This is a genomic window from Patescibacteria group bacterium, from assembly GCA_041664365.1.
In the GTDB taxonomy this organism is placed as follows: domain Bacteria; phylum Patescibacteriota; class Patescibacteriia; order UM-FILTER-42-10; family UM-FILTER-42-10; genus JAHJEX01.
In genome coordinates this window covers 368,176-392,034 of sequence record JBAYKW010000001.1, presented here as the reverse complement: position 1 = coordinate 392,034, position 23,859 = coordinate 368,176, and the positions used below count along the sequence as shown (strand labels likewise).

Below are 23,859 nucleotides of genomic sequence, written 5' to 3'. Positions count from 1 at the left end.
CAGCCCTGTACCAACCAGCGGTTGTTCAGGGCGAGGGTAACCTCGCCAGTCGGCGCCACGGCGAATTCCGTGGTGCGCAGGCCGCCCATGATGGACAGAGCCAGATCGTGTTCTTCGCATTCGAATACGATTGTTTCAATGGTCTTCTCGACCACACGCTCGGTGGTATGTTCGACCACACGTTCCTGCGGTTTCGTGACCAACTTGTCCACGTAGATGTGGATGTAGCGGTCGCCGATACGCTGGGAGCGGATGTGGAAGTAATCGATCGGGACCTTGAGCGGGTCCACATCGACGTACCCCAGCACCTGGTTGGCCGAAGCCTCCCGGGCGCCGTTCGTACCGCCATCCCAGTCCAGGTTCTGGGCATCGAAGTCGATGTCCTTGAACCGGGGATCGTCCTTGAAGATCTCGAGAACTCCGTACTTCGTGGGGTCCGTGCAACAGACCACCACGATGCGCTTGTTCCCGGCGCGGACGCTGTCGAGCTCGGCACGGAAGGCAGGTGTTACCAGCGGAAGAACCTCTTCCTTGGTCACCAGATGTCCGGGCTTTCCCTTGTCCAGCTCGATGAAGATGCCGCGGTCCCGAGGGATCACGGTGTGATCGGGTTCCGCCCACACGACACTTGACCCGAGGGTCAGCATCAGTAGGGCGACGAGAAACACGGTGGTTTTCCTCACTACTCTCTCCTTGCAGTTTTGCTGCCATATCCATTATGACAGCGGGTGGAAACTCGAACGGGACAGGCTCTAACCGAAAATCGCGAAAACAATAGGTTTTCAAATAACACCTCTCCTAAAGATGAAACATCTTAGCAGAGGGGAACTGGGACATTTGTTAATCTCCCGATTCCTCCCGGCTAATCATGGGAAAAAGGCGGATTTCTTGGAAAAATCCACCGGAATATCTCAGATTTAATTAATGATGTATGTAGATAATATTGGCTGGTAAATAAATAATTTACGACTCGCTAATATATACTTATTTGATCATTTTGTCAAGAGCAACTATTTACTGCTACAATGAAATAATATTAATCAGTACTGCGTATTAAAAACAATGACTGTCATCAGAGACTGTAGTCACAAATCAGATGAGGAATTGGTTGAATTAACACTTTCTGATCAAGGGTGGTATTTGTGTTTGATGCAAAGGTACGAGGCTAAATTAACCAGATTTATCCGGCGTATCTCCGGAGTTAACGATCAGGATCTGGAGGATATTTTGCAGGACGTGTTTATTAAAGCCTATCGTAATCTGAACAGCTTTGATCTGGATCTGAAATTTTCTTCCTGGATCTATCGTATATGCAGGAATCACGTCATCAGCCATTACCGTAAAGCACAAAGCCGACCGGAACTGATCGGCGGTGAAGACGGGGAAATAATTTTGAATCAAATAAAAGATGACAGTGATCCACATGCTTTGATTGATGAAAAATTATCCAATGAAAAAATCCAGAGTGTGCTGGCTAAAATGGATAAAAAATACCAGGAAGTGATTATTCTGAAATATCTGGAAGACAAAGACTACAATGAGATCGCGGACATTTTAAAAAAACCCGTCGGCACAGTAGGAACGCTATTAAGCCGGGCAAAAAAGCAGTTTAAATCGATTACTCAAAAACAAGGAACCGAATTTTAATATGGAAGACACATCAAAACAAGTATTAGCAAAAATTGAACAGGAAAAAATAACTCCCAAACCGAAATGGCAGTTTCGTCTGGAGCAGGTTGGTTTGTGGTTTCTCGCCGTTATTTCCGTGCTGATTGGCAGTAACGCTTTTGCCGTAATAATTTTTGTCATGGTAAATAATGATTGGGAAGTTTTGGAATTAATGGAAAGAAACCCCGTTGCGCATACACTGTCCACCATCCCTTATCTTTGGATTGTCGTATTGGTACTATTTGTCCTGCTGGCATATTACAATACCAGGCACACCAACAAAGGATATCGTTACAGTACTTATGGCATCGTAATAGGTAGTGTACTGGCCAGTCTTTTGGTCGGAACAATACTTTATTCAGTTGGCTTTGCACCGGGTGTTGACCGGATGATGCGCAGAATGCCGGGTGCAAATATGCTTATGCATAACCGCGAGGAAATCTGGAACCATCCGGAGAAGGGATTTATTGCCGGTGAAATAATTGGGGTAGAGAGCGGAACGACTGAATTTGAAATAGTTGATTTAAACGATGATGAGTGGTTTGTTAACGCGAACAATGCAATTATTTTCCCCTCTGTTGTAATACAGGAAGGGGAGTTGATCAGAATTATCGGTCAGGCTGACGGACAGCAATATGTGTTTGAAGCGGTCCGCATCATGCCCTGGCAGATCGGCCCTCCTACCGGTGGTATTTTCGGTGGTGGTATGCGCCAAAAAGGCTATATCCAAGTGAAATAAATTTGGCTAAGACTGCGTATTAATGATTGATAGGTCGATTTTTAGGTTTGTTTAAAGGGAACTAATTAATAATTTTAATCAAAATGGCGAATATCATTGAAGCAAAAGGTCTGACAAGAAAGTATCAGGACGGGGATTCGATTACCTCTGCTGTGAATAATGTCAGCATCAGTTTGCCGGAGGGTGAAAGTATCGCAATCATCGGAACATCCGGCTCGGGGAAGACCACCCTCCTTCAGTTATTGGGCGGTTTGGATTATCCTACATCGGGCGAGGTTTTTGTGGACGGAAAATCATTAAACAGTTTAAATGATAATGAATTGTCCCATTTTCGGAATAAGACAATCGGTTTTGTATTTCAATTTTTCCATCTACAAGATTATCTAACTGCGAAGGAAAATGTCGCATTGCCGATGATCATAGCGGGGAAGGATTCGGAAACTGCCTACCTGCGCGCAGAAAAACTTTTGGAACAGGTTGGGCTATCGCACAGGGTTAATCACACGCCGAAAAAAATGTCCGGTGGAGAAATGCAAAGAGTGGCTATCGCTCGCGCACTGGCCAATGAGCCGAAAATTATCATGGCGGATGAGCCGACCGGAAATTTGGATAAGGCAAACGCAAAAAATGTACTAGAAGTATTGGATCATATTGCGGAGTCGGGAGTAAGTGTTTTGATGATCACGCATGATGAGCAGATGAGCCATCGGTATCAGCATGTTTTACATCTGGATAAAGGGAATATAAAGCAGAAAGGAGTAAAATAACATGAAATTCAGTTACATCAATAAAATTAATTTAAAGAAACTAAAACTATATCGCGGGAAGTCGCTCTTTCTGATTATCCCTATTACTTTACTGATGATGCTCGGCATTTTGGTTTCCAGCCAGTCCGCAAATATTATCAGCGCGTCTGAGGAGGCTATTTTAGGCACAGCCAAGGAACAGAGCCGTTTGATTGAACTGAGCTCGGTACAGACAGCTGGTGGTCCGGGTGCCAATGAGGGATTCATGAGAATAATCCGTGGCGGATCCAGTGACTATAAAGCCGGCGATCTCGAGACGGTAAAGACAATTAATAATGTAGAATCCGCATCTTTGAATGTGGCGGTGCCGATTGATCTGGCGGTTTCCGGTGATCTTGCCTCGGGTATGGAGGTTTCGATCGGAGGTATCAAAGGACTAAATGAAAATTTGGCCGCGCTTTATACGGATCAGGATTTTGATTATGTCGAAGGCGAACCGATACCGATTATTTTGAATGCCAATTCTTTGGCCTATCAGTTTGAAGACTGGCAGGGCAGGGATGAAGTGACGATCGATTTTACGCAGGCCAGAGGACAGAGAGGTATGGGTGAAAATATTGAAGAAGTGCAGAGTAGTCTTCCATTTAAAACTGAGGCGCTGGATTATGAAAAGGATGATCTGGTCGGATCAGTGATTACAATTGAATTTGGCGGACTGGCGGATGTGCAGACTTTTGAGCAGGAATTTACCGGTAGTGGTATTCTTTTCCGCAAGCTGACAGATGAACAGATCCAGACTGCTGAGAATGAAAGAGCAGAGGCAATCGACAAGTATTGGGATTATGAAAAGATTAAAGAGCCGATTAGTTATCAGTTTGTAGTTGCCGGAGTTCTGGAGGCGGACACGAATTTTTCAACGTACATTCCTGAGCAGTTCGCCAATAAATTAGTGAAAGAATACATCCAAAACCAGCTGGACGCACGCAACGATACGACCATTACAACAGATGATTTAAACTCTGTTTATACCGGTATGACTTTTGACGGACTGGAACTGGGTGGTAGTGGCGGCGGGACAATTGGCGGTTTCGGCGCAGTCGGAGGGGTTGGTGGAATGATGCGCGCTCCGGCCACTGGAGCAGGTCTGAATGTTGAGGTGGATGCTGCTGAAGAACTTCAGGATACTTATGCAATTCCGGGGCTGGTGATTGAAACTGAGCGCGAAGAAGGTGATACTGACGCTTTCCGTTCCCAGATGTTAGGTAGTTCCGGAGAAGTGATTGGAATCTACGAGAATACATCGGTCTATGAAGAAGCGGTAAAAACATCGGACACCATGCTAATAAAGATTAATAACACGGAGAACAGGAGCCAGGTGGTTAAAGATCTGAATGACCTGGGCTTTGCTTATCAGGATTTGAATGATCTGGAAGTATTCGCCGAACTGCAGTCAACACTCAATAATGTTACAACCGTCCTGACAATTTCGTTTATTATTCTGTCGGCAATTATCATCGTGCTGACTATGGGTAAATTTGTCTCAGAAAGCAAAAAAGAAATCGGAGTATTCCGGGCTATCGGTGCGACTAAACGTGATATTAAACAATTGTTTATGTCGCAGGCAATCATGTATACGTTAATCGGATATCTGTTCGGCGCAGCTCTGGGTATCTTGCTGGTATTATTAATCGCCAAACCGGTACAGCTATGGTTTGACGGCTTTATCAAAAACACCATAGAGGAAACATTTGCAGTTGTACAGAATACATCAGCGGGTACCTTCACTGGAATTGATTGGCAGATGTTTGGAATCTATACCGCACTATTGATTGTGATTGCAGCGGTAGTATCAATTATCCCCGCAACCAGGGCTTCAAATGTTTCTCCGGTACAGGCGATCAGCAACGAATGAAATAAATATTTCGTCAGGTGCGTAGTAAATGATGAAAGGTCGAACATTTAAAACTTAAGAAAGGACAAGGCAACATGAAAAAAATGTTACTAACCGCACTCGTTTCCACGGTTGCGCTCGGTACAGTCGGAATCGGATTTACCATGGCGCAAGGTGCGACATTATCCGATACGGAAGTTGTTACTGCCGATACAGAAGTAGCAGTAGATAATACAACTGCAGTAGATGATGACTGTATGATGGGCAGAGGTCGTGGTGCTGGTATGGGTTTTGAAAAAATGCTCGACCAGAAAGCGGAAATGCTTAAACTGACAGTCGATGAGCTGCAAGCCAAGCTGGATGAAGGCAAGACCTTTATCGAAATAGCTGAAGAGCAGGGAGTAACCTATACTGACATTCAGAGCAATATGAATGCCCAGTTTGAGGAAAACCTGCAGGCCCGCATCGATTCCGGTTTCTACACAGAGGAACAGGCTGAACAACTGAGAGCACAGCACGAGGAAAACAGCGGAAATATGCATGGAATGGGAATGGGAAATGGCATGGGAAAGCGCAATGGCGGAATGCATTTCTAAAATATCCTATGAAACAAAAAAGACCGGGCTGACCTACACCGGTCTTTTTGTTTTTATTATTTTAAGATTAAATAGGCATATCTCATAGTACTTTATTTATTTCGCATTTTATGTTAAAATAGCACAAGAAAAATAGACTAATTTTGGAGGCTTATGTCACGAACAACGATAGAGCACAATGGTTTAGAGTGGACAAATATTATCCAGCCCACCGAAGAAGACACCGCGTATCTTAAATCTAAATACGGATTTCATTATTTTGACCTGCGCGACTGTCTTTCTGTAACGGAGTCGCCGAAACTGGATATATACGAAAAATATCTCTTTATCGTGTTTCATTTTCCTGATTATGACCGAAAAGAGAAGAGAATGATTTATCGGAGATTAAATGTATTTATTGGAGATGGTTTTCTGATATCTTTGCATAAAGAGGGGTTTGATGCGGTCGAAGGAATGATTAATTATCTGGAAAAAAATAAAGAACCGCGGGACCAGTTTATGAGCAAAGGGTCCGGATATCTGCTGTACAACTTGATCAACCCTATTTTCAAAAAAGCATTTTCGATGGTTGATAAAATTGGTGAGAACCTGAGGGGGATTGAAGAGGACATTTATAGTGATAAAACGATCGACCTGGTGAAGGAACTCGCAATGGAACGGCGTAATATACTGAATTTCAGAAAAATTGTGGAACCGCAGAGATTTTTAATAGATACAATGGTGCACTTAAAGCGGGGGTTTTTGGGGACAGATTCAGATATATATTTTGATGATATTCATGATCATATTGAAAGAATCTGGATGTTGCTTGAAAACTACCGGGAAATAGTCAAAGGGTTGAGTGATACAAACGAATCATTAATCTCACATAAGATCAATGAGGGGATAAAATTGCTTACCATTATTTCCGTCGCCCTACTGCCCATGACTCTGATTGCGAGTATTTACGGCATGAACGTTATCGGTCTGCCATTCGCAGATACCCCCGGTGTGATGTGGGGAATTATCGGTACGATGTTACTGATAATCGGGGGAACAATATTATATTTTAGAAAAAAAGGATTACTTTAGAACATTAATTTTAAAAATATGCTGAAATCACTAAAAAAATTTGGATATCCTTTTGCTGCATTTTTCATCGTTATGGCCATATTGATCAGTTTTAATGAGTTTGTTTTGAATGAAGATACTGATCAGAACGGGACAGTGCTTTCTGCGATAGTAAAAGCTGAGGATGAGGTCGTGGTCACACCCGAGGAGCTGGTGAATAGCTATCAGAATGATATTAAATCAATCGTTTCAGAATTAGAATCTGCGCCGGATTCGGAGGAGCTCAGTATTATTGAACAAAAGTTATTGGACGAAAAAGTTCCCGATTCATACCGTGATTTACACCTCAAGCTTTTTGGCCTTGTTAATTCGAAAAAAACCGCTCTCAATCAGGAACTAAGCGGAGGAAATACAGACGAAGAAATACAAACTCAGTTAGAAACAATTAAAAAACAGTATGCCTGGTTACAGTAAACCGAAAATATTTAAGATGAAGTATTTATACATTTTTTTTGTTGCTGTGATTATTATCGTGATTGGCGGTGGTTTATTTATTGTAGTTAATCAGAAAAATGATGCACAAGTGCTTTCCTCAACGGTAACAGAAATAAATAATGTCCAGGCCTCAAGTAATGTAGTTTCATATATTTCTGATCAGGATGGAAATCAGGAAATTTATCTTGAAGATAAAGATCAGCAAAAAATTCAAAGAGTAACGGATACAAACGTTTCTGAATTCAGTCCGACTCTGTCATCAGACGGCAAAAAGCTGGCATTCTTTTCTGAGGAAGACAGTTTTTTTGGTATCTGGATATATTCTTTGGAAAATAATGAAAAGAAGTTAGTATCCATTACCAAAGCAAATCCTAAAAGACTGATGTTTTCACCGGACAGTTTACTGCTCGCTTATACGGAGGAAGATGGAATCCAAAACCAGCTTTATGTTATCAATACAAAAAACAGTTCCAAAGAAAGAGTTTCATCATTCTGTAATGATTTCACATGGTCAGCTGACAGTTCAGCAATCGTATATACGCGGAACTCGCAGACAGGCATAACAAAGACTGAGATGGATATCAGAATGATCGCAGAGAACGGCAAATTCAATGAACCAAGCACGGTTTTTGTCGGTGGTGTTGCCCCGGTATTTTTTAACGACAGCGAAAGATTATTTTTTATCGATACGAATGGGGAATATTTGAGCCTAGTTTCCACAAGCTTAAGAGGGGAAGATTATCAGGAAGAATTTCAGATAAAAATCCAGCCGCAGGATAATACCTCATACCGGCTTTTAAATAATCCGATAAAAAATGAATTACTATTATCCATCCTGTCAGAGGACAAGCTGGTTGAATCACTTTATATTTCGCTTGAGGATGAAGTTGTGCTTCCGCTTGATGAAAATGTTGATTCCGCACACTGGAAAAACGACGGTGAAATAATCTATATCGCTGTGGATCAGAATGAGCAAAGACAGATATGGACCAAGGACAGCTACGATGCAATATCTTTGCAAATAACTAATAAAAACAATAACTGGTTTTAATGGAATGATTATTGTCCGCCGGATCAGTTCGATTTTTTCTTTATTACTGGTTTTAGGGATGTTTGAATTATTGGTGATCAGACCGGAATGGTTTTTCTATATTTTCTTTATTCTTGAAGCAATAGTTGTTCTGACGATAATTGGCTTAGCCTGGAAGAAGATCGAACTAAAAGAAATATGGCAGTTCCTTGTCCCGCCCGTATTTCTGATTGGATCATCATATATTTTGCTGTTTTTTGTTGAAGGAACGCTCTATGCGCAACTATTCATACTATTTGTAATTTTTCTGTTTTGGATTTTTATTGAAAATACATTTCTATTTTTATATCAGCCAGTCAAATATCAGCCCTATGCATTAGAAAATATATCGGCATACGTTAATCTGGTGGCTGTATTTTTTATGGCTGCATCATTCCATAGTTCAATAATATTTTTAGGCACGTCAGGATCAATATCAACTATATTCGTTTTTATCTTCACACTTGTACTGGTAATTCAAATGCTCTGGATTAACAAGATAGTGCCTCGAGGGAACTATATTGTGGCAGTTGTATTGGCACTGCTTGTGGCGGAAATATTCTGGGCGACTGTTTTTTTGCCGTCCGGCTATTTGGTCAGCGGTTTAATCGTGGCAATCAGCTACTATTTTTTGGTTGGAATATTCCGTTATTGGCTGCTCAAGAGCCTTGATCGAAAAGTTTTTAAACGATACATTATAATCAGCGTATCCGTCCTTGTCGTGATCGCGCTGTCAGCGCGTTGGATTTAAATAAAAATTAATCAGTAAAATAAATATATGAAAACAAAACCTGTTCCTACATCGCCAAAAGTAAGAAATAGAAAGGATATTGTTGACGATATATACAAGCAAGACAGCCAAAAACTTTTTGATAAACCAAAAATCAAGCAACATAATATATTTATTTTAGTTATAGCTATTCTCTCTGGTTTTTTTGCCGGAATCCTTGGCGAAACCATTATCAATGCTCTGGCGGTTTCGTATCCCAATCTTCCGTTTATCAGTTCACTTTATGTAAAAACATATGAATCAGATAACAATGTTATTGTGCTAAAAAACGGGAAAACAATTGAAGTGCAGGAATTTGAAAGACTAAAGACACTGGATCAAATCCAAACTACAGTTGTAACAGTATTCGAAAAAAAGAACATAGGATCGGAAAATAATAATATACTGGAGCAGATTTACCAATCCGGCGACGCGTTAGGCAGTGCTTTAATTTTAACCAACGACGGATTATTAATAACAACAAATCAAGTTATAGCCGATGTAGAACGCGAATACGTCGCCATGACTTCAGATAAAAAAATTTATTTGATTGATAGTATCATTGATGATTCCGCGACGGATCTTGTATTTTTTAGAATTGATGCAAAGAATCTGTCGGTAGTGGAATTTGTTGACCCAATGGAATTACACATTGGTCAGCAAATGCTGTCATTAGTAAATAAAACAAATGGTTCTTATGAAAGTGATTCCACTGAAATAAAGGATCTGCTCTATTATAAGGACAGTGAAATAGGAGATGCTATTTATTCCACAGAGCGCGTCCCAGACCTGATCAGTATGACTAATTCCTTCCCGAATAATTATCGGGGTGCACCGGTGATTAACATAAACGGAAAAGTGGCAGGAATCGGCCTGGCAAATGAAGCAGGTGATATTAACCTGATTATTCCCGGCGAGTATGTTCAGAAAATTGTTCCCAGAATACTGAAAGACGGTGTTTTAAAAAGAGTATCGTTCGGAGTGATGTACGTGGATTTAAGCAGAACAACCAGAATGGATAACAGCATCGTCGGTGAAAACGAGGTGGGCGCATTAATCTACGGCAGTGAATCACCGTCAGTTACTGCGGTTGCAAACGGCAGTCCGGCTGAAAAAATAGGATTGCAGATTAATGACATAATAATTTCGATTGACGGAAAGGAAATATCAAAAACAGATTCTTTGTCAGAAATAATCCAAAGTTTCCAGCCCGGTGAAAGTGTTGATATACTGTATATTCGCGAAGGAGAAAAAAACACGTTGTCAGAAGTATTATTAACTGAGTCAGAATAATTTATGCGTAAGCTAATAAGCAGTATAAAAAACCACGAGCAGATTCAAAGGCGCCCATATATCGCTCAGTTTGTGAAATTTGCTATCATCGGCACGGCAAATACTTTTGTTGATTTTGGTATTTATTTTGGCCTTACCCGTTCATTCCAGTTCTGGGAGAATCACTACCTTTGGGCGAATTTTGTCGCGTTTGCCGTGGCTGCTTCCTCCAGCTACATACTAAATAAAAATTGGACTTTCAGAGATAATAATCGAAGAATCCGTATTCAATATTCCAAGTTTATTTTAGTCAGCGCAGCCGGACTGTTAATAAATGAAACAATACTGTATTTACTTGTGACACATGCTGAAATCCATGATTTAATTGCCAAAGCAATGGCGATCAGCGTTGTTTTGTTTTGGAATTTTACAATCAATAAAATATGGACTTTCCGTCCGCAGCAAAACAGCCAGAATGAACAGTTGTAAAATACAGCAGTTTAAGTTATAATCACGATGATCAGAAATGAAAAAAGCATCCATATTTAAGGCGTTTTCCCTTGTAATTCCCGTCTATAACGAGGAGAAAAGAATAAAAAAATCTCTTGAAAGGATCGTTCAATATCTGGATAAAAAATGCGATGAATATGAGATAATAATTGTTGATGACGGCAGTACCGATAGGACACTCGAAGTGATTAATGAGGTAAGTAATGACCGCTTCAGGATAATTAAATCGGAAAAGAACAGAGGAAAAGGTTTTGCTGTAAAAAAAGGTATGCTTACGGCAAAATATGAATATGTCCTTTTTTCAGATGCGGATCTTTCAACTCCGATTGAAGAGATTGAGAAGTTTGAACAATATGCTGCAGACTTTGATATCATAATCGGTTCACGGGCGATCAAAGGATCTAATATTGAGATCCATCAGTCAAAATTCAAGGAATTTCTGGGTCGGGTGGGAAACAGGTTAATCCAGCTGGTTTTACTGCCGGGTATACAGGATACTCAGTGCGGATTCAAACTATTCAATAAAAAAAGTACGGCAATTTTTGAAAAGCAGACGATAGACCGATGGGGATTTGATTTTGAGATTTTATGGCTCGCCAGAAAAATGGGTTTTAAAATCAAGGAAGTGCCGGTACATTGGATCAATGACTTTGGCACAAAAGTATCCGGATTTTCGCATTATGTTAAGACATTTAGAGAATTGCTGAAAATTAAATGGAATTCCATGCTTAAAAAATATAATTTCAAAAAAAATGACTGAGACACCAATATTTGATCAGGAGAATGTCCTTGTCTCTGGCGGGGCAGGATTCATCGGGTCTCATTTATGTGATGAGTTGGTGAAAAAATATAAAGTTATCTGCATTGATAATTTTATCACCGGTCAGGAGCGGAATATTGACCAGCTTTTGGATCATCCGAATTTTGAATTTGTCAGGCATGATATTAATGAACCGATTGATCTGGCTAAATATCCGGGTTTGAAGAAATTTAAAGTGGAATTTCAGGGAGTCCAACAAATATATAATCTGGCCTGCCCGACATCCCCGAAAGAATATAACAGAATTCCGATTGAAACACTTTTGACTAATTCGCACGGTACCCGCAACATGCTGGAGCTGGCGGTTAAATATAAGGCGAAATTTCTACACGTTTCCAGCTCTTCAGTATATGGCGAGCCTCTGGAAGAAGCGCCGTTTCAGGAAGACTACTGGGGATTTATCAACCCAGTCGGTCCCAGAAGCTGTTATAACGAGGGTAAGCGATTTGCCGAGAGTATGGTTACAAATTATAAAAGGGCTTACGAGTTGGAAACAAAAATCCTGCGTGTTTTTAATACATTCGGACCCAGAATGCGCATGGATGACGGACGCATGATCCCTGATTTTGTTGTATCTGCCATTGAGAATCGTGATATTGAAATATATGGAGATGAAAACGCCAAAAGCACTTTTTGCTATATTAACGATTTGATTGAAGCCATAACCAGAGCAATGAAAGCAAATTTCACCGGAATTTTAAACATCGGTAACCCGCAGGAGCATAAGATTGTCGATATTGCCAAAGAAATTGTTAAACTGACTCAATCTGAATCGAAAGTAGTATTTAAAGAAGCATTGCCGTTTACCTCAAAACAGGGGGTGCCTGACATTACATTAGCCAAAGCAAAATTAGGCTGGTTTCCGGTTGTACCATTGTCGAATGGGCTGAAGGAAACTATAGAATATATGAAAGGGAGCAGTCATATTTTAAATTTTAATCCAAATAAACTTTAACAAAAAATTATGTCACCAACACCAAAAAAGATCAAAAGCTATATTTTTACATCAGAGTCGGTTACCGAAGGGCATCCAGATAAAGTCTGTGATCAGATTTCCGATGCGATTTTGGACGAACTATTAAAGCAGGATAAATTTTCTCATGCGGGAATTGAAACTTTCGCTACAACCGGATTAGTAGTAGTGGGAGGGGAGATCCGAACAAACGGGTATGTGGATGTGGCGGATGTCGTCAGAAAGACGATCAAAGAAATTGGCTATGATGATCATGAGATTGGTTTTCACTGGGAGGATTGCGGAGTAATGGTGACGATTAACGAACAAAGTCCGGATATTGCCCAGGGGGTGGACAGCGGTAAAGGGAAATTTAAAGAGCAGGGTGCCGGTGACCAGGGGTTAATGTTTGGTTACGCATCAAATGAAACAAAAGACTTAATGCCTCTGCCAATCGCGCTGGCGCACAAAATTACCCATCGTTTGGCTCAGGTGAGAAAAAATAAAACCCTGCCGTATTTAAGGCCGGACGGAAAATCCGCGGTTGCCGTTGAATACCAAAACGGAAAACCAAAAAGAATCGACACTGTAATTGTCGCAACTAGTCACAATGAAAATATTTCATCCAAAAGGATTGAAAGAGATGTTATTAACAAGGTTATTAAACCGGTGTGCGGAAAGTATGTTGATTCGAAAACAAAATTCTTTGTCAATGCGACAGGCAGGTTTGTAAAATGCGGTCCGCCGGCGGATGCGGGACTTACGGGGAGAAAAATTATTGTTGATACATACGGCGGTCACGGCAGTCATGGTGGAGGAGCGTTTTCCGGCAAAGATCCTTCAAAAGTTGACCGGTCCGCGTCATATATGGCGCGCTACATAGCAAAAAATGTTGTTGCGGCCGGACTTGCTGAAAAATGTGAAGTACAGCTGGCATACGTAATCGGTTACGCGAAGCCGATCAGCGTGCTTGTCGATACCATGGGAACCGGAAAGATATCTGAAGAAAGAATAGTTGAGCTCGTTAAAAAGAATTTCCCGATGACTCCGGCTGGAATAATCAACCATCTGAAACTGCTCAGGCCGATTTATAAGAAAACCGCGGCTTATGGCCATTTTGGCAGAAACGATAAGGATTTTACGTGGGAAAAGACAGATAAAGCTGCTGTATTAAGAAAAGAATTAAAGAAATAGAAAATGGCAAAGATTCTGGTAACAGGCGGAGCCGGATTCATCGGTTCGCACGTCGTGGACGAACTTGTACGGAAAAAACACAAAGTTGTAGTAATTGATAATTTGTCTTCAGGCTATGAGAGGAATGTAAACAAACGATCAAAGTTGTATCGTTTAAGCATTGATTCCAAAAAGATTGCGGATGTTTTTCGCAGGGAAAAATTTGATTATGTTTTCCATTTGGCCGGTCAGATTGATATTCGTAAATCCATTAATAATCCAATCGCTGATGCAAATACGAATATTGTTGGATCCATAAACATTCTCCAGCAGTCCGCTAATCACAAAGTTAGGAAAATAGTATTTTCCTCGACGGGTGGAGCAATCTACGGCGAAACAAAAAATGTTCCCGCAACTGAGAAGAATCCTGAGGTGCCGATTTCACCCTATGGTATAGGAAAATTAGCGGTGGAAAAGTATCTGGAATATTTCAAAATACAGCATCATCTTGATTATTCGGTTGTTCGCTATTCAAATGTTTACGGTCCGCGACAGAATGCTAAAGGCGAGGCAGGAGTAATATCCATATTCATCAACAACGCAGTAAACGGAAAACAATCAGGAATCAACGGTACAGGAAAACAGACAAGGGACTTTCTTTATGTCAAAGATGCCGTAAAAGCAACCGTAATGGCAATGCAGAAAAAGGGGCGCGTTATGAATGTCAGTACAGCCAAGGAAACTAGTATTCTGGAACTGTACAACCAGATAATAAAGATAGGAGAATTTTCCGCGAAACCTGTATTTAGAAATTCGCTAGCTGGAGACCAGCAACGCAGCTGTCTGAATGCACAGAAAATAAAAAAATCCTGGGGATTTTCCCCCAGCTATTCTCTTGAACGGGGATTAACAGAAACAATTAAATGGTTTAGAGAAAATATATGAGAATTTTGGTAACAGGCGGAGCGGGGTTTATTGGCTCGCATTTATGTGAGAGTCTGGTTAATAGCGGTAATGAAGTTATCTGTGTGGATAATTATTTTACCGGACAGAAAAAAAATATTCGAGACCTGCTCGATAATAATAATTTTGAATTAATCAGGCATGATATAACTTTCCCATTATTTTTGGAGGTTGATCAGATCTATAATTTAGCTTGTCCGGCATCGCCGATTCATTACCAGAGAAATCCGATCAAAACAATCAAAGTTTCAACGGTGGGGGTGGTAAATATGCTTGGAATGGCCAGAAGGTGTGATGCGCGTATTTTGCAGGCATCTACATCCGAAGTTTACGGTGATCCGAAAGAACATCCGCAAAAAGAAGAATACTGGGGGAACGTCAATCCGATCGGACCCCGAAGCTGTTATGACGAGGGTAAAAGAGTTTCCGAGTCGCTGATGTATGCATATAAGTTTCAAAATAAGGCAGATATCCGTATTGTCAGGATATTCAATACATACGGTCCAAAGATGGCGTTCAATGACGGGAGAGTGGTTTCCAATTTTATCCTTCAGGCACTCAAAGGAGAGGATATAACAATTTACGGCAAGGGAGATCAGACCAGAAGTTTCTGTTTTGTTTCGGATATGGTGAGAGGAATAATTTCAATGATGAACTCAGAAAATTTTGGCGGTCCGGTGAATCTTGGTAATCCGGTTGAATCAACCATTATTGATCTGGCGAAAAAAATAATTGATCTGTCAGGTTCGAAATCTAAAATTATATTTAAAGATCTTCCACAGGATGATCCGGTAAGAAGGAAACCGGATATATCATTGGCGCAGAAAAAATTGAACTGGAGTCCGGAAATTGGAATTGATGACGGTTTGATGAAAACCATCCAATGGTTTAAGAACGAATTAGCTATCCATTAATCAGTGTTTATTACTTTAATTAATACGAACAGATAAATTTATGAAACTATCGGTAATTGGCATCGGGTACGTCGGGCTTGTTACTGCAACCTGTTTTGCAGAATTAGGAAATACTGTGACCTGCGTTGATATTGATAAAAAAAGAATTGAGAATCTTAAAAAAGGCATTATTCCTATCTATGAACCGGGTCTTTCGGAACTGGTAAAGAAAAATATCAAGCAAAAAAGAATAATTTTTACGACCAGCACTAAATTGGCGGTATTGAACAGTACAGTTATATTTATTGCCGTGGGAACACCTTCCGATAAAGACGGTCAGGCTGATTTGAAGTATGTAAAGCAGGTAGCAAAAGAAATTTCCATACATATGAAAGATTATCGAGTGGTGGTAAATAAAAGCACAGTGCCGGTCGGAACAGGGGATATTGTCACCAGAATTATACAAAAAAAATACAAAGGCAAGTTCAGTGTTGTTTCAAATCCTGAATTCCTGCGTGAAGGCTCAGCGGTATATGACAGTATGAATCCGGACAGGATAGTAATCGGCAACGGTGACGCCAAGGCGCACAAAATAATGGAAGAATTATACCGGCCATTTAAGGCACCGATCGTATTTACAGACGTAAAAAGCGCTGAACTGATAAAATATGCGTCCAACTCCATGTTGGCCACGCAAATCTCATTCATCAACAGCTTGGCGAATATCTGTGAAAAAGTGGGAGCGGATGTTGATTTTGTGGCGGAAGGAATGAAACTGGACAAAAGAATTGGCAGACATTCCTTTTTATCAGCTGGGGGAGGATATGGCGGAAGTTGTTTCCCGAAAGATGTGAAGGCCTTGATTAAGGCATCCGATAAATACGGCTATAATTTCACTATACTGAAAGCGGTAGAATCAGTAAATGAAGCACAGAAAAGGCACGTGATTACAAAGACAAAAAAACTGATCGGCAGTCTCCGCGGAAAAACAATCGGTGTATGGGGACTGGCATTTAAACCACAAACGGATGATATGCGGGAGGCAATTTCAATTGTAGTGATTGAAAAACTTCTCGCAGACGGAGCGAAAGTAAAAGCTTTTGATCCCGTGGCGCAAGATGAGGCACGCAACATATTTAAAGATAAAATTAAATACTGCAAAGATGTCTGGGAAACAGCACAGGATGTAGATGTGCTGATAATTCTGACCGAATGGCCGGAATTCAAAGAAATTGATCTATTAAAGTTGAAAAAAATAATGGACAAACCCTATATTATGGATGCCAGAAATATATTTTCACTGGATGAAATGGAAGAAAAAGGATTTCATTATCTAAGTATTGGCAGATAAAAAAATGCGGTTAATTGTCACAATTCCTGCTTTCAACGAAGAGGAAAACATAGTGGAAGTTATCAAAGAGATACCACGCACGATTCAGGGAATATCTGAAGTAAAAGTTTTAGTATTGGACGACGGCTCAACAGACAGAACGGTAGAAAGAGCTAAAAGTGCCGGCGCAGATTACGTATTATCTCATAAAAAAAACAAAGGCCTGGCAGCAACATTCCAGGATGCGATGGCAGCTGCTTTAGAAAACGGAGCGGATGTGATTGTGAATACCGACGGTGATAATCATTATAACCAGTCCCGGATTCCGGACCTGATCCGTCCGATAGTGGATCAGCAAGCGGATATTGTGATTGGTGACAGGGAGATCAGAAAATTAGAATATATGCCGGCTGCCAATAAGTATCTCAATCTGATCGGTAGTTTCTGTGTTTCCCGTCTGATCGGAATAAAAAAGACGATTGATGTCTCCTCCGGTTTTCGTGCTTATACCAGGGAAGCGGCAATGAGAATATCGATTCTCTCTAAACATACCTATACTCACGAAACATTGATTCAGGCGGTAGATCATAATCTAATCGTGACGTCTGTTTTAATCAAAGCACGAAAGGTTACAAGAAAATCCAGGCTGATTAAAAATATTCCTAAACACCTAGCCCGTTCAATATTTGTTATACTGAGGGTTTTCACGGTGTATAAACCACTGAGAGTCCTGTCGTTCATGGGGTTCGTTGTGTTCATCCCCGGCTTGTTTTTGGTATTGAGATTCCTTTATTTTTACTTTTTTACAGTTAGAGGCGGAGAAGGGCATATCCAGTCCTTAATTATCGCCGCTATTCTGATTTTGCTTGGCTTCCAGATTTTTGTTCTGGGTTTAATAGCGTCGGCAATCGGTTGGAACCGGAAAACACTTGAGGAAATTTTATACAGGAACAAAAAAAACACCCTTCAAAAATGAAGATACTGTTTATCACCAGAAAATATCCGCCGAAAGTCGGTGGCATGGAGAATTACAGCTACGGCCTGATCAGTAATATAGATTGTCATAAACATATTATTGCTTTAAAACATTCGCAGTATCATCTGATCTGGTTTTTGCCGTACGCATTTCTAAAAAGCCTGGTAATGTTTTGGCATGTTGATATTATTTATTTGTGTGATTCTCTGCTCGCACCGCTGGGATATCTATTAAAAGTAATAACGCGGAAACCGGTTTTTGTAACTGCGCATGGACTTGATGTAACCTATAATAGATTCTGTTATCAGAAAATGGTCACCCCGTTTTTAAAAAAAATGGACAGGGTTTATGCGGTGAGCCAGAACACAGTTGAAGAATGTGTGAAAAGGGGAGTAAAGAGAAAAAAATGCATCTTTATTCCAAATGGCGTTGCCCAGCCGGAACCGGGTACAAAATATCAGAAAAAAGACCTGGAAAGGTTTCTGGATTTATCGCTTGAAAACAAAAAAGTCTTATTGTCTCTGGGAAGATTGATTCCGAGGAAAGGTGTGGAATGGTTTATCGAAGAGGTTGTTGAAAAATTACCTTCCAATATCATATATGTGGTAGTCGGAGAGGGTGAAAACAGAGAAGTGATAGAACATTCCGTTCACGACCAGGGATTAGGGAATAGAGTCTTTATCGTCGGCAGAGTCAAGGATATAGAGAGGGAAATGTTGTTTCAGACTGCCGATGTTTTCGTGATGCCGAACATCCGCGTGGAAGGTGACGTGGAGGGTTTTGGGATTGTGGCGATTGAGGCGGCTATCCAGGGTTTGCCGGTTGTGGCGTCAAATATAGAGGGGATCAACGATGCGATTATTGAAGGTCATAATGGTTTTTTGGTGGAGTCGGGGAATGCTCAGGCTTTTGAGGATAAAATAAGGTATATTTTGGACCAGGAAGATATAAAATCATTATCGGAACAAGTTTCAGATTATACAAAACAGAATTACAGCTGGCAACATGTCAGCAATTTGTACCTGCAGGAATTTGAGCAATGGGAGAAGAATAAAAGAATCAGTAAAAATTGAGGCAACGTGGCAAGAAAAAAAGTAGCTATTATTATTAAGTATTTTTACCCGATCAAAAGACCTTCGGGTATTTCTAGTTTTGTTTACCAATTGGCAAAAAATCTGGCAAATGAGGTTGATCTGACGGTAGTATCCTACAACAAAGAAGAAGATGACAGGACATCTTATAATCATGACGGTTATCAGATAATAAAAGTTAGCGGATTATTCCCGGTGCAGTCAGCCAGAAAAATAAACAAATTGAATCCGGATACGGTAATTATTTTTAGCGGAATATTTGAACCCCTGAAAACAGTACTGTATTTTGGTTTAATCTCCGCATTGATCAAAACAAAGAATCAAGTCTTTTGCCAGGCAACAAACTATAATAGAGAGAATTTGCCTGCAATATTCGGTATGTTCCTTAAGCGATTCAAATCTGTCATCGCGACCAATGAACATTTATTCAATCAGTATAAAAAAATCGGCAAGGATTCGATTATAATTCCACCGGCTGTAAGCATTGCTGATATCGAAAGCTTAACTCAAGTAAAGATTAATAAACCAAAAGATTTAAGAATTGGCTTTGTAGGACATTTTTATAATATCAAAGGGCCAGACCGATTGCTGAATACATTTTTGAAAATCAATCCCAGCAATGCTGATATAATATTTTCCGGCGGCGACGGACCGGAGAAATCGGCAATCGAGCAAACGGCAAAAAAAGATGCAAGAGTATCGATTATTGGTTGGCAGGAGAACCTGATGCCGTATATTGCTTCCTGTGATCTTCTGGTATTGCCATATCGTGATTCATATTCGGTTCTGGGTGTTTCACAAGCGGCACTGGAGGCAATGGCGCTTTCCATACCGGTAATTGGCACCAATACGCCGTCTTTGGCGTTTTTAATTCGGGACGGGTATAATGGCTATATTATAAAAGATGATGAGGATCTGAAACAAAAACTGGAATACCTACTTAACAATCCGGAAAAAAGATTAGAGCTTGGCCGGAATGCCCGCGATACAATAGAAAAAGAATTTGAAATTAATAAAATTACTAAAGCATATCTGAATATTATATGATTCCCGTCAGAAATTCATCAAACAAAATGGGATCAAGGATAGTAATAAAGTCTGATTTATTAAATTAATTTACAATAATTTCTAAAGGGATGAACAATCAAAAAGAAAGTTACGAAAAGACAGAGGAATATTACAACAAATACGGTAGTTGGTATGACGATGAGCGCATTAGCGGGTATTATGAAATGATCAACAAAAAAGAGGTGGAGATCGTGGAAAAATACGGCAAGGATAAAAATGTACTGGAAATCGGGTGCGGTACCGGAATTATTTTAAATGAGGTAAATAAATTCGCGCATATCGCAAATGGAATTGATTTGTCACCCGGAATGTTGGAAAGGGCAAAGGAGAAGGGTTTGCAGGTACAAGTGGCAAATGCCAAATCCATTCCGTTCAATGACAAAACTTTTGATGTTGTTTATTCTTTTAAAGTACTGGCGCATATACCGGAAATAAAGGAAACAATCAAAGAGGCGGTCAGGATTGTCAAAGATGACGGAACACTCATTTTGGAATTCTATAACCCTTACAGCATGAAAAAACTGACGAATCTGATTTACAATGTGGTGAAAAAAAGGGATGTCTATATCCGTTACGACAGCCTCAACAAAATAAAGTCTTATCTGCCGGAAGGATGGGAGATTGTGGATTATTGCGGAATAAAAGTTTTGGCGATGGGGCAGAAATTGTCTACCAACCCTATTTCCATGTCTTTGGAAAAAATGATGGCTGGTTCATTTATGAAGCGCTTCGGCGGATATATGGTCGTAGTAATAAAGAAAAAGAATGCCTAAAAAGCTGTTTATTATAATTGTTACATGGAATGGTCAAAAGTTCATTCAAGATTGTTTGAATTCAGTGTATCAACAAACTGAATCAGGATTTGGTGTGATAGTGGTAGATAATAAATCAGAAGACCGGACCAGGGAGATAATCAAAGAAAACTTTAAAGACGTTATCCTGATAGAAAATGATAATAATCAGGGTTTTGCGAAAGGCAATAATATCGGGATTAACAAGGCATTATCGCTTGGTGCTGATTATGTGGTGCTACTGAACCAGGACACCGAAGTATCAGATAACTTTGTAAAAAGCGGGGTGCAGTATTTAGAAGATAATGTTAACGTCGGCCTGGCATCGCCGATCATTCAGTATCCGGACAGCGATAAAGTATGGTTTGCCGGTTCAAAGCTGTTTCGTGGAAAGGATATTTTAAGTCACCCGACAACGAAGGTAGGGGAGCACATCAATAAAAAATCCGCGCTTGAGAAAATTGATAAAAATATCACTGCTGATTGGCTCCCGGCCTGTGCGCTGTTTATCAAGAAAGATGTCTTTCAGAAAATCGGTCTGATTGATGAATCATTTTTTATGTACGGTGAGGATTTGGATTTCAGCCTGCGCGCTTTGCGGGCGGGTTATCAACTCGGTGTTGTTAGTAATATGACGATTGTTCATAAAGAACAATTGAACTCTAAAATAAGTATTAACTTAGGATTATTTAAAAAAATATTGTACAAAGCAAGGGCGCGGTGCAAAATCGTTCAGCGGTATTACAGCATCAGCGAAAAATGTTATTATATAATCAAATTGATATATACGCCTTTTTTTCAGTTAGCCTATGCAGTTAGAAAAATCATTTCTTAGAATCTGTTTTGCCTTTGCCATATATTTATCGGCAATTTTAGCTTTAGCAGTTTTCGGCTTTTTTTCAAAGATTCCGGTCGCAGTAGTATCAGTTATGTTTATTGCTCTATCAGCTTATTACCTGCTAAGGACTGTATTAGCACCGAAAAAAGAACAGAAGAATAAAACCGCAATAGTTTCTTTTTTTATTATCCTGCTTTTCAGTTTGATAGCCGGATATTTTCATCATGATATACCGACGGCCAGGGATGATTTGAGTTATATCTATTCAGCGGACAGACTGACGCAGTCCGGGTCTTTGGTATGGGAGGATTATTTTACGCGCCCGGTGCATGGCGTCAGAAATCTGGACGGTGACAAATTTACATCCCAGTTTTTACCTACCTATACCGGGTATTTAGCTGTATATCATATGTTTGGCGGATTACAATTTTTGTTGTGGGCAAATGTTTTACTGATGTTACTTACTTTCGGTATATTTTACTTCTTGGTGAAAGAGCTGGCAGGTGGAAAGGCATCGCTGATCGCGCTGATATTTTTGCTTTCTACCTATGTGTTTTTCTGGTTTCCGAAAAGAACCAATGTTGAAAATATCTCGATATTTTTTATCTGGCTTGGAGTGTGGCTAGCGGTACTTGCCGTTAAAAAAAGAAACCCAAAATATATAATGGGTGGGTTAATTCCATTTTCGCTATTAACATTAACAAGGCCGGAAGGTTTGATATTTTTTGCCGTGTATTTGGTTGTGGCAGTTTATTTGATTCTTTACAAATATAGAAAAGAATTTGTAAATAACAGATTATCCATCTGGCTCGGGGCGGGAATCACCGTTTTGAATCTGGTAATTTTCTATTTTTACGTCATGTATTACGAGGCCGGATATATCATGACCCAGGCTTTGGACGTTATAGAAGGCTTTGATTATATATACAAAAATACTGCAATCCTATTATTATCTGTTTTATTAGTCGGTGGATTGATATTTGCCTTGATTAAGTTTTATAAAAGGATTGATTTTAATAGATTACTGTTTTATCTGATTATTTCATCGATAGTTATATTTGAGTTGATATTTTTGGCTTTTGAAAATTCAGGTGAATTAACATGGACTGTTTATCGGACCCAGTATGTATTTGAAAATTTTGCTTTTTATTTTTACTTTATCTTTATTTTTATTATTTTACTGGGATTACGAAAAAAACTTTTCACTGTCAATGAATTTATAGTAACCCTGGTATTATTGCCGGCATTTCTTTTTATTATTGAACCGAATATCGCCCTGGACCAACCCTGGTTTATGCGGCGCTTTTTCCCGACATTGATCCCGCTTTTTGCCGTCCTGTCTGCTGTAGTGATCGTCAGGCTCGATCTGCCGAAAAAACAATTAAGGACGGCAGTAACACTGATCGCAATCATCGGGATTATTTCCGCGAGAACGATTTTATTCTTTGTTGAAAACAAAGGACTAACAGGACAAGTCGAAGAGTTTAATAAAATATTTCACAAAGACTCTCTGGTGGTAATGGACCCCGGTTGGGGCTGGCAGAAGATAGCATTGATCCAGCACTATTTTTACGATATGGATACATTGCCGAATATTGATCTGTATCGCTCCGAAGAGTTTAAAAAAGATCTGCCGGAAGTATTGCCGATGTATCCGGATTGGGAACAGAATAATGATGATTTACTAGGGATTATGAACTGGCAGATGGACAAATCGGAACAACATTTTATTAATCTATTGGATCAATATGAAGAGGTATATATAGTTACCGACGAAGAAAGCTCAAACTATTTTAACGGCTTCGCTGATCAGAACCTGGAATCAGTGGGCAATTTTACATTTAGATACAAAGAACTGAACAAAGAATCCAGTATTACCGGGTATATCCAGCAGACTAAAATTATTGATCTGAAAAAAATCAGGGGTTTGCAGGATTCGATTCCTCCGAATAGGATAAGCCGGCAAGAAATAAATTTGTTTATCTATAAAGTTAAGGATATCAGGGCATATGTCCCGTTTGAATATGTATCAGTGATGACAGATGACATGGAAAAGGGTAAATATTATGTTACCCGCAATGAACTTGATTTACAGACATATAAAAAAGACCTACAAAACGTTGTAAGAGATGTTGACCTCGGGATAGATTAATTGAAAG

The 23,859-nt window shown here is 39.9% G+C and carries 24 protein-coding genes; 23 read left to right on the top strand and 1 reads right to left on the bottom strand.

The window, feature by feature from the left end; translation table 11 throughout:
* Nucleotides 1-683 (bottom strand): hypothetical protein (locus WCW66_02060; protein ID MFA6391527.1); only part of this gene is annotated, 683 nt, incomplete at its 3' end.
* Between the two features lie 379 nt (nt 684-1,062).
* Here WCW66_02060 and WCW66_02055 point away from each other — a divergent pair.
* From WCW66_02055 to WCW66_01945, 23 genes are all read left to right on the top strand, one after another.
* Complete coding sequence (locus tag WCW66_02055) at nt 1,063-1,647, top strand: RNA polymerase sigma factor (protein ID MFA6391526.1); 585 nt, start codon at nt 1,063-1,065, stop codon at nt 1,645-1,647.
* 1 nt (nt 1,648) lies between these two features.
* On the top strand, nt 1,649-2,407 hold the full coding sequence (locus tag WCW66_02050; GenBank protein ID MFA6391525.1) for a hypothetical protein: 759 nt from the start codon (nt 1,649-1,651) through the stop codon (nt 2,405-2,407).
* An 83-nt stretch (nt 2,408-2,490) separates the two neighbouring features.
* The gene (locus WCW66_02045; GenBank protein ID MFA6391524.1) at nt 2,491-3,174 is read left to right on the top strand and encodes an ABC transporter ATP-binding protein; all 684 of its coding nucleotides are present in this window, start codon (nt 2,491-2,493) and stop codon (nt 3,172-3,174) included.
* A 1-nt stretch (nt 3,175) separates the two neighbouring features.
* Nucleotides 3,176-5,065, top strand: a complete 1,890-nt coding sequence (locus WCW66_02040) for an FtsX-like permease family protein (GenBank protein ID MFA6391523.1) — start codon at nt 3,176-3,178, stop codon at nt 5,063-5,065.
* A 74-nt stretch (nt 5,066-5,139) separates the two neighbouring features.
* On the top strand, nt 5,140-5,640 hold the full coding sequence (locus WCW66_02035; protein MFA6391522.1) for a hypothetical protein: 501 nt from the start codon (nt 5,140-5,142) through the stop codon (nt 5,638-5,640).
* A gap of 153 nt (nt 5,641-5,793) precedes the next feature.
* Nucleotides 5,794-6,711, top strand: a complete 918-nt coding sequence (locus tag WCW66_02030; protein ID MFA6391521.1) for a magnesium transporter CorA family protein — start codon at nt 5,794-5,796, stop codon at nt 6,709-6,711.
* Between the two features lie 18 nt (nt 6,712-6,729).
* Nucleotides 6,730-7,164, top strand: coding sequence for a hypothetical protein (locus tag WCW66_02025; protein ID MFA6391520.1), 435 nt, complete (start codon nt 6,730-6,732; stop codon nt 7,162-7,164).
* The gene (locus tag WCW66_02020) at nt 7,148-8,236 is read left to right on the top strand and encodes a hypothetical protein (GenBank protein ID MFA6391519.1); all 1,089 of its coding nucleotides are present in this window, start codon (nt 7,148-7,150) and stop codon (nt 8,234-8,236) included. The genes WCW66_02025 and WCW66_02020 overlap by 17 nt, the downstream gene beginning before the upstream one ends.
* A 4-nt stretch (nt 8,237-8,240) precedes the next feature.
* Nucleotides 8,241-9,005, top strand: coding sequence for a hypothetical protein (locus tag WCW66_02015; protein MFA6391518.1), 765 nt, complete (start codon nt 8,241-8,243; stop codon nt 9,003-9,005).
* Between the two features lie 27 nt (nt 9,006-9,032).
* Complete coding sequence (locus WCW66_02010; GenBank protein MFA6391517.1) at nt 9,033-10,316, top strand: S1C family serine protease; 1,284 nt, start codon at nt 9,033-9,035, stop codon at nt 10,314-10,316.
* 3 nt (nt 10,317-10,319) lie between these two features.
* On the top strand, nt 10,320-10,784 hold the full coding sequence (locus WCW66_02005) for a GtrA family protein (GenBank protein ID MFA6391516.1): 465 nt from the start codon (nt 10,320-10,322) through the stop codon (nt 10,782-10,784).
* Nucleotides 10,785-10,821: 37 nt separating this feature from the next.
* Complete coding sequence (locus WCW66_02000) at nt 10,822-11,565, top strand: dolichyl-phosphate beta-glucosyltransferase (GenBank protein MFA6391515.1); 744 nt, start codon at nt 10,822-10,824, stop codon at nt 11,563-11,565.
* On the top strand, nt 11,558-12,580 hold the full coding sequence (locus tag WCW66_01995) for an NAD-dependent epimerase/dehydratase family protein (protein ID MFA6391514.1): 1,023 nt from the start codon (nt 11,558-11,560) through the stop codon (nt 12,578-12,580). The genes WCW66_02000 and WCW66_01995 overlap by 8 nt, the downstream gene beginning before the upstream one ends.
* A 9-nt stretch (nt 12,581-12,589) precedes the next feature.
* Nucleotides 12,590-13,771 carry a methionine adenosyltransferase gene (gene metK / locus WCW66_01990; GenBank protein ID MFA6391513.1) on the top strand — a complete coding sequence of 394 codons (1,182 nt, stop codon included), beginning with the start codon at nt 12,590-12,592 and terminating at the stop codon, nt 13,769-13,771.
* A gap of 3 nt (nt 13,772-13,774) precedes the next feature.
* The gene (locus tag WCW66_01985) at nt 13,775-14,695 is read left to right on the top strand and encodes an NAD-dependent epimerase/dehydratase family protein (protein ID MFA6391512.1); all 921 of its coding nucleotides are present in this window, start codon (nt 13,775-13,777) and stop codon (nt 14,693-14,695) included.
* Entirely contained in the window at nt 14,692-15,627 is a 936-nt protein-coding gene (locus WCW66_01980) for a UDP-glucuronic acid decarboxylase family protein (GenBank protein MFA6391511.1), read from the top strand. Before WCW66_01985 ends, WCW66_01980 begins: the two co-directional genes overlap by 4 nt.
* 40 nt (nt 15,628-15,667) lie before the next feature.
* Complete coding sequence (locus tag WCW66_01975) at nt 15,668-16,957, top strand: UDP-glucose/GDP-mannose dehydrogenase family protein (GenBank protein ID MFA6391510.1); 1,290 nt, start codon at nt 15,668-15,670, stop codon at nt 16,955-16,957.
* Nucleotides 16,958-16,961: 4 nt separating this feature from the next.
* Nucleotides 16,962-17,912, top strand: coding sequence for a glycosyltransferase family 2 protein (locus tag WCW66_01970; protein MFA6391509.1), 951 nt, complete (start codon nt 16,962-16,964; stop codon nt 17,910-17,912).
* Nucleotides 17,909-18,985, top strand: a complete 1,077-nt coding sequence (locus tag WCW66_01965) for a glycosyltransferase family 4 protein (GenBank protein MFA6391508.1) — start codon at nt 17,909-17,911, stop codon at nt 18,983-18,985. Before WCW66_01970 ends, WCW66_01965 begins: the two co-directional genes overlap by 4 nt.
* 6 nt (nt 18,986-18,991) lie before the next feature.
* On the top strand, nt 18,992-20,050 hold the full coding sequence (locus tag WCW66_01960) for a glycosyltransferase family 4 protein (GenBank protein MFA6391507.1): 1,059 nt from the start codon (nt 18,992-18,994) through the stop codon (nt 20,048-20,050).
* An 89-nt stretch (nt 20,051-20,139) separates the two neighbouring features.
* Complete coding sequence (locus WCW66_01955) at nt 20,140-20,844, top strand: class I SAM-dependent methyltransferase (protein ID MFA6391506.1); 705 nt, start codon at nt 20,140-20,142, stop codon at nt 20,842-20,844.
* Nucleotides 20,837-21,697, top strand: coding sequence for a glycosyltransferase family 2 protein (locus tag WCW66_01950; protein ID MFA6391505.1), 861 nt, complete (start codon nt 20,837-20,839; stop codon nt 21,695-21,697). Before WCW66_01955 ends, WCW66_01950 begins: the two co-directional genes overlap by 8 nt.
* Nucleotides 21,672-23,852, top strand: a complete 2,181-nt coding sequence (locus tag WCW66_01945) for a glycosyltransferase family 39 protein (protein MFA6391504.1) — start codon at nt 21,672-21,674, stop codon at nt 23,850-23,852. Before WCW66_01950 ends, WCW66_01945 begins: the two co-directional genes overlap by 26 nt.
* Nucleotides 23,853-23,859: the final 7 nt, after the last annotated feature.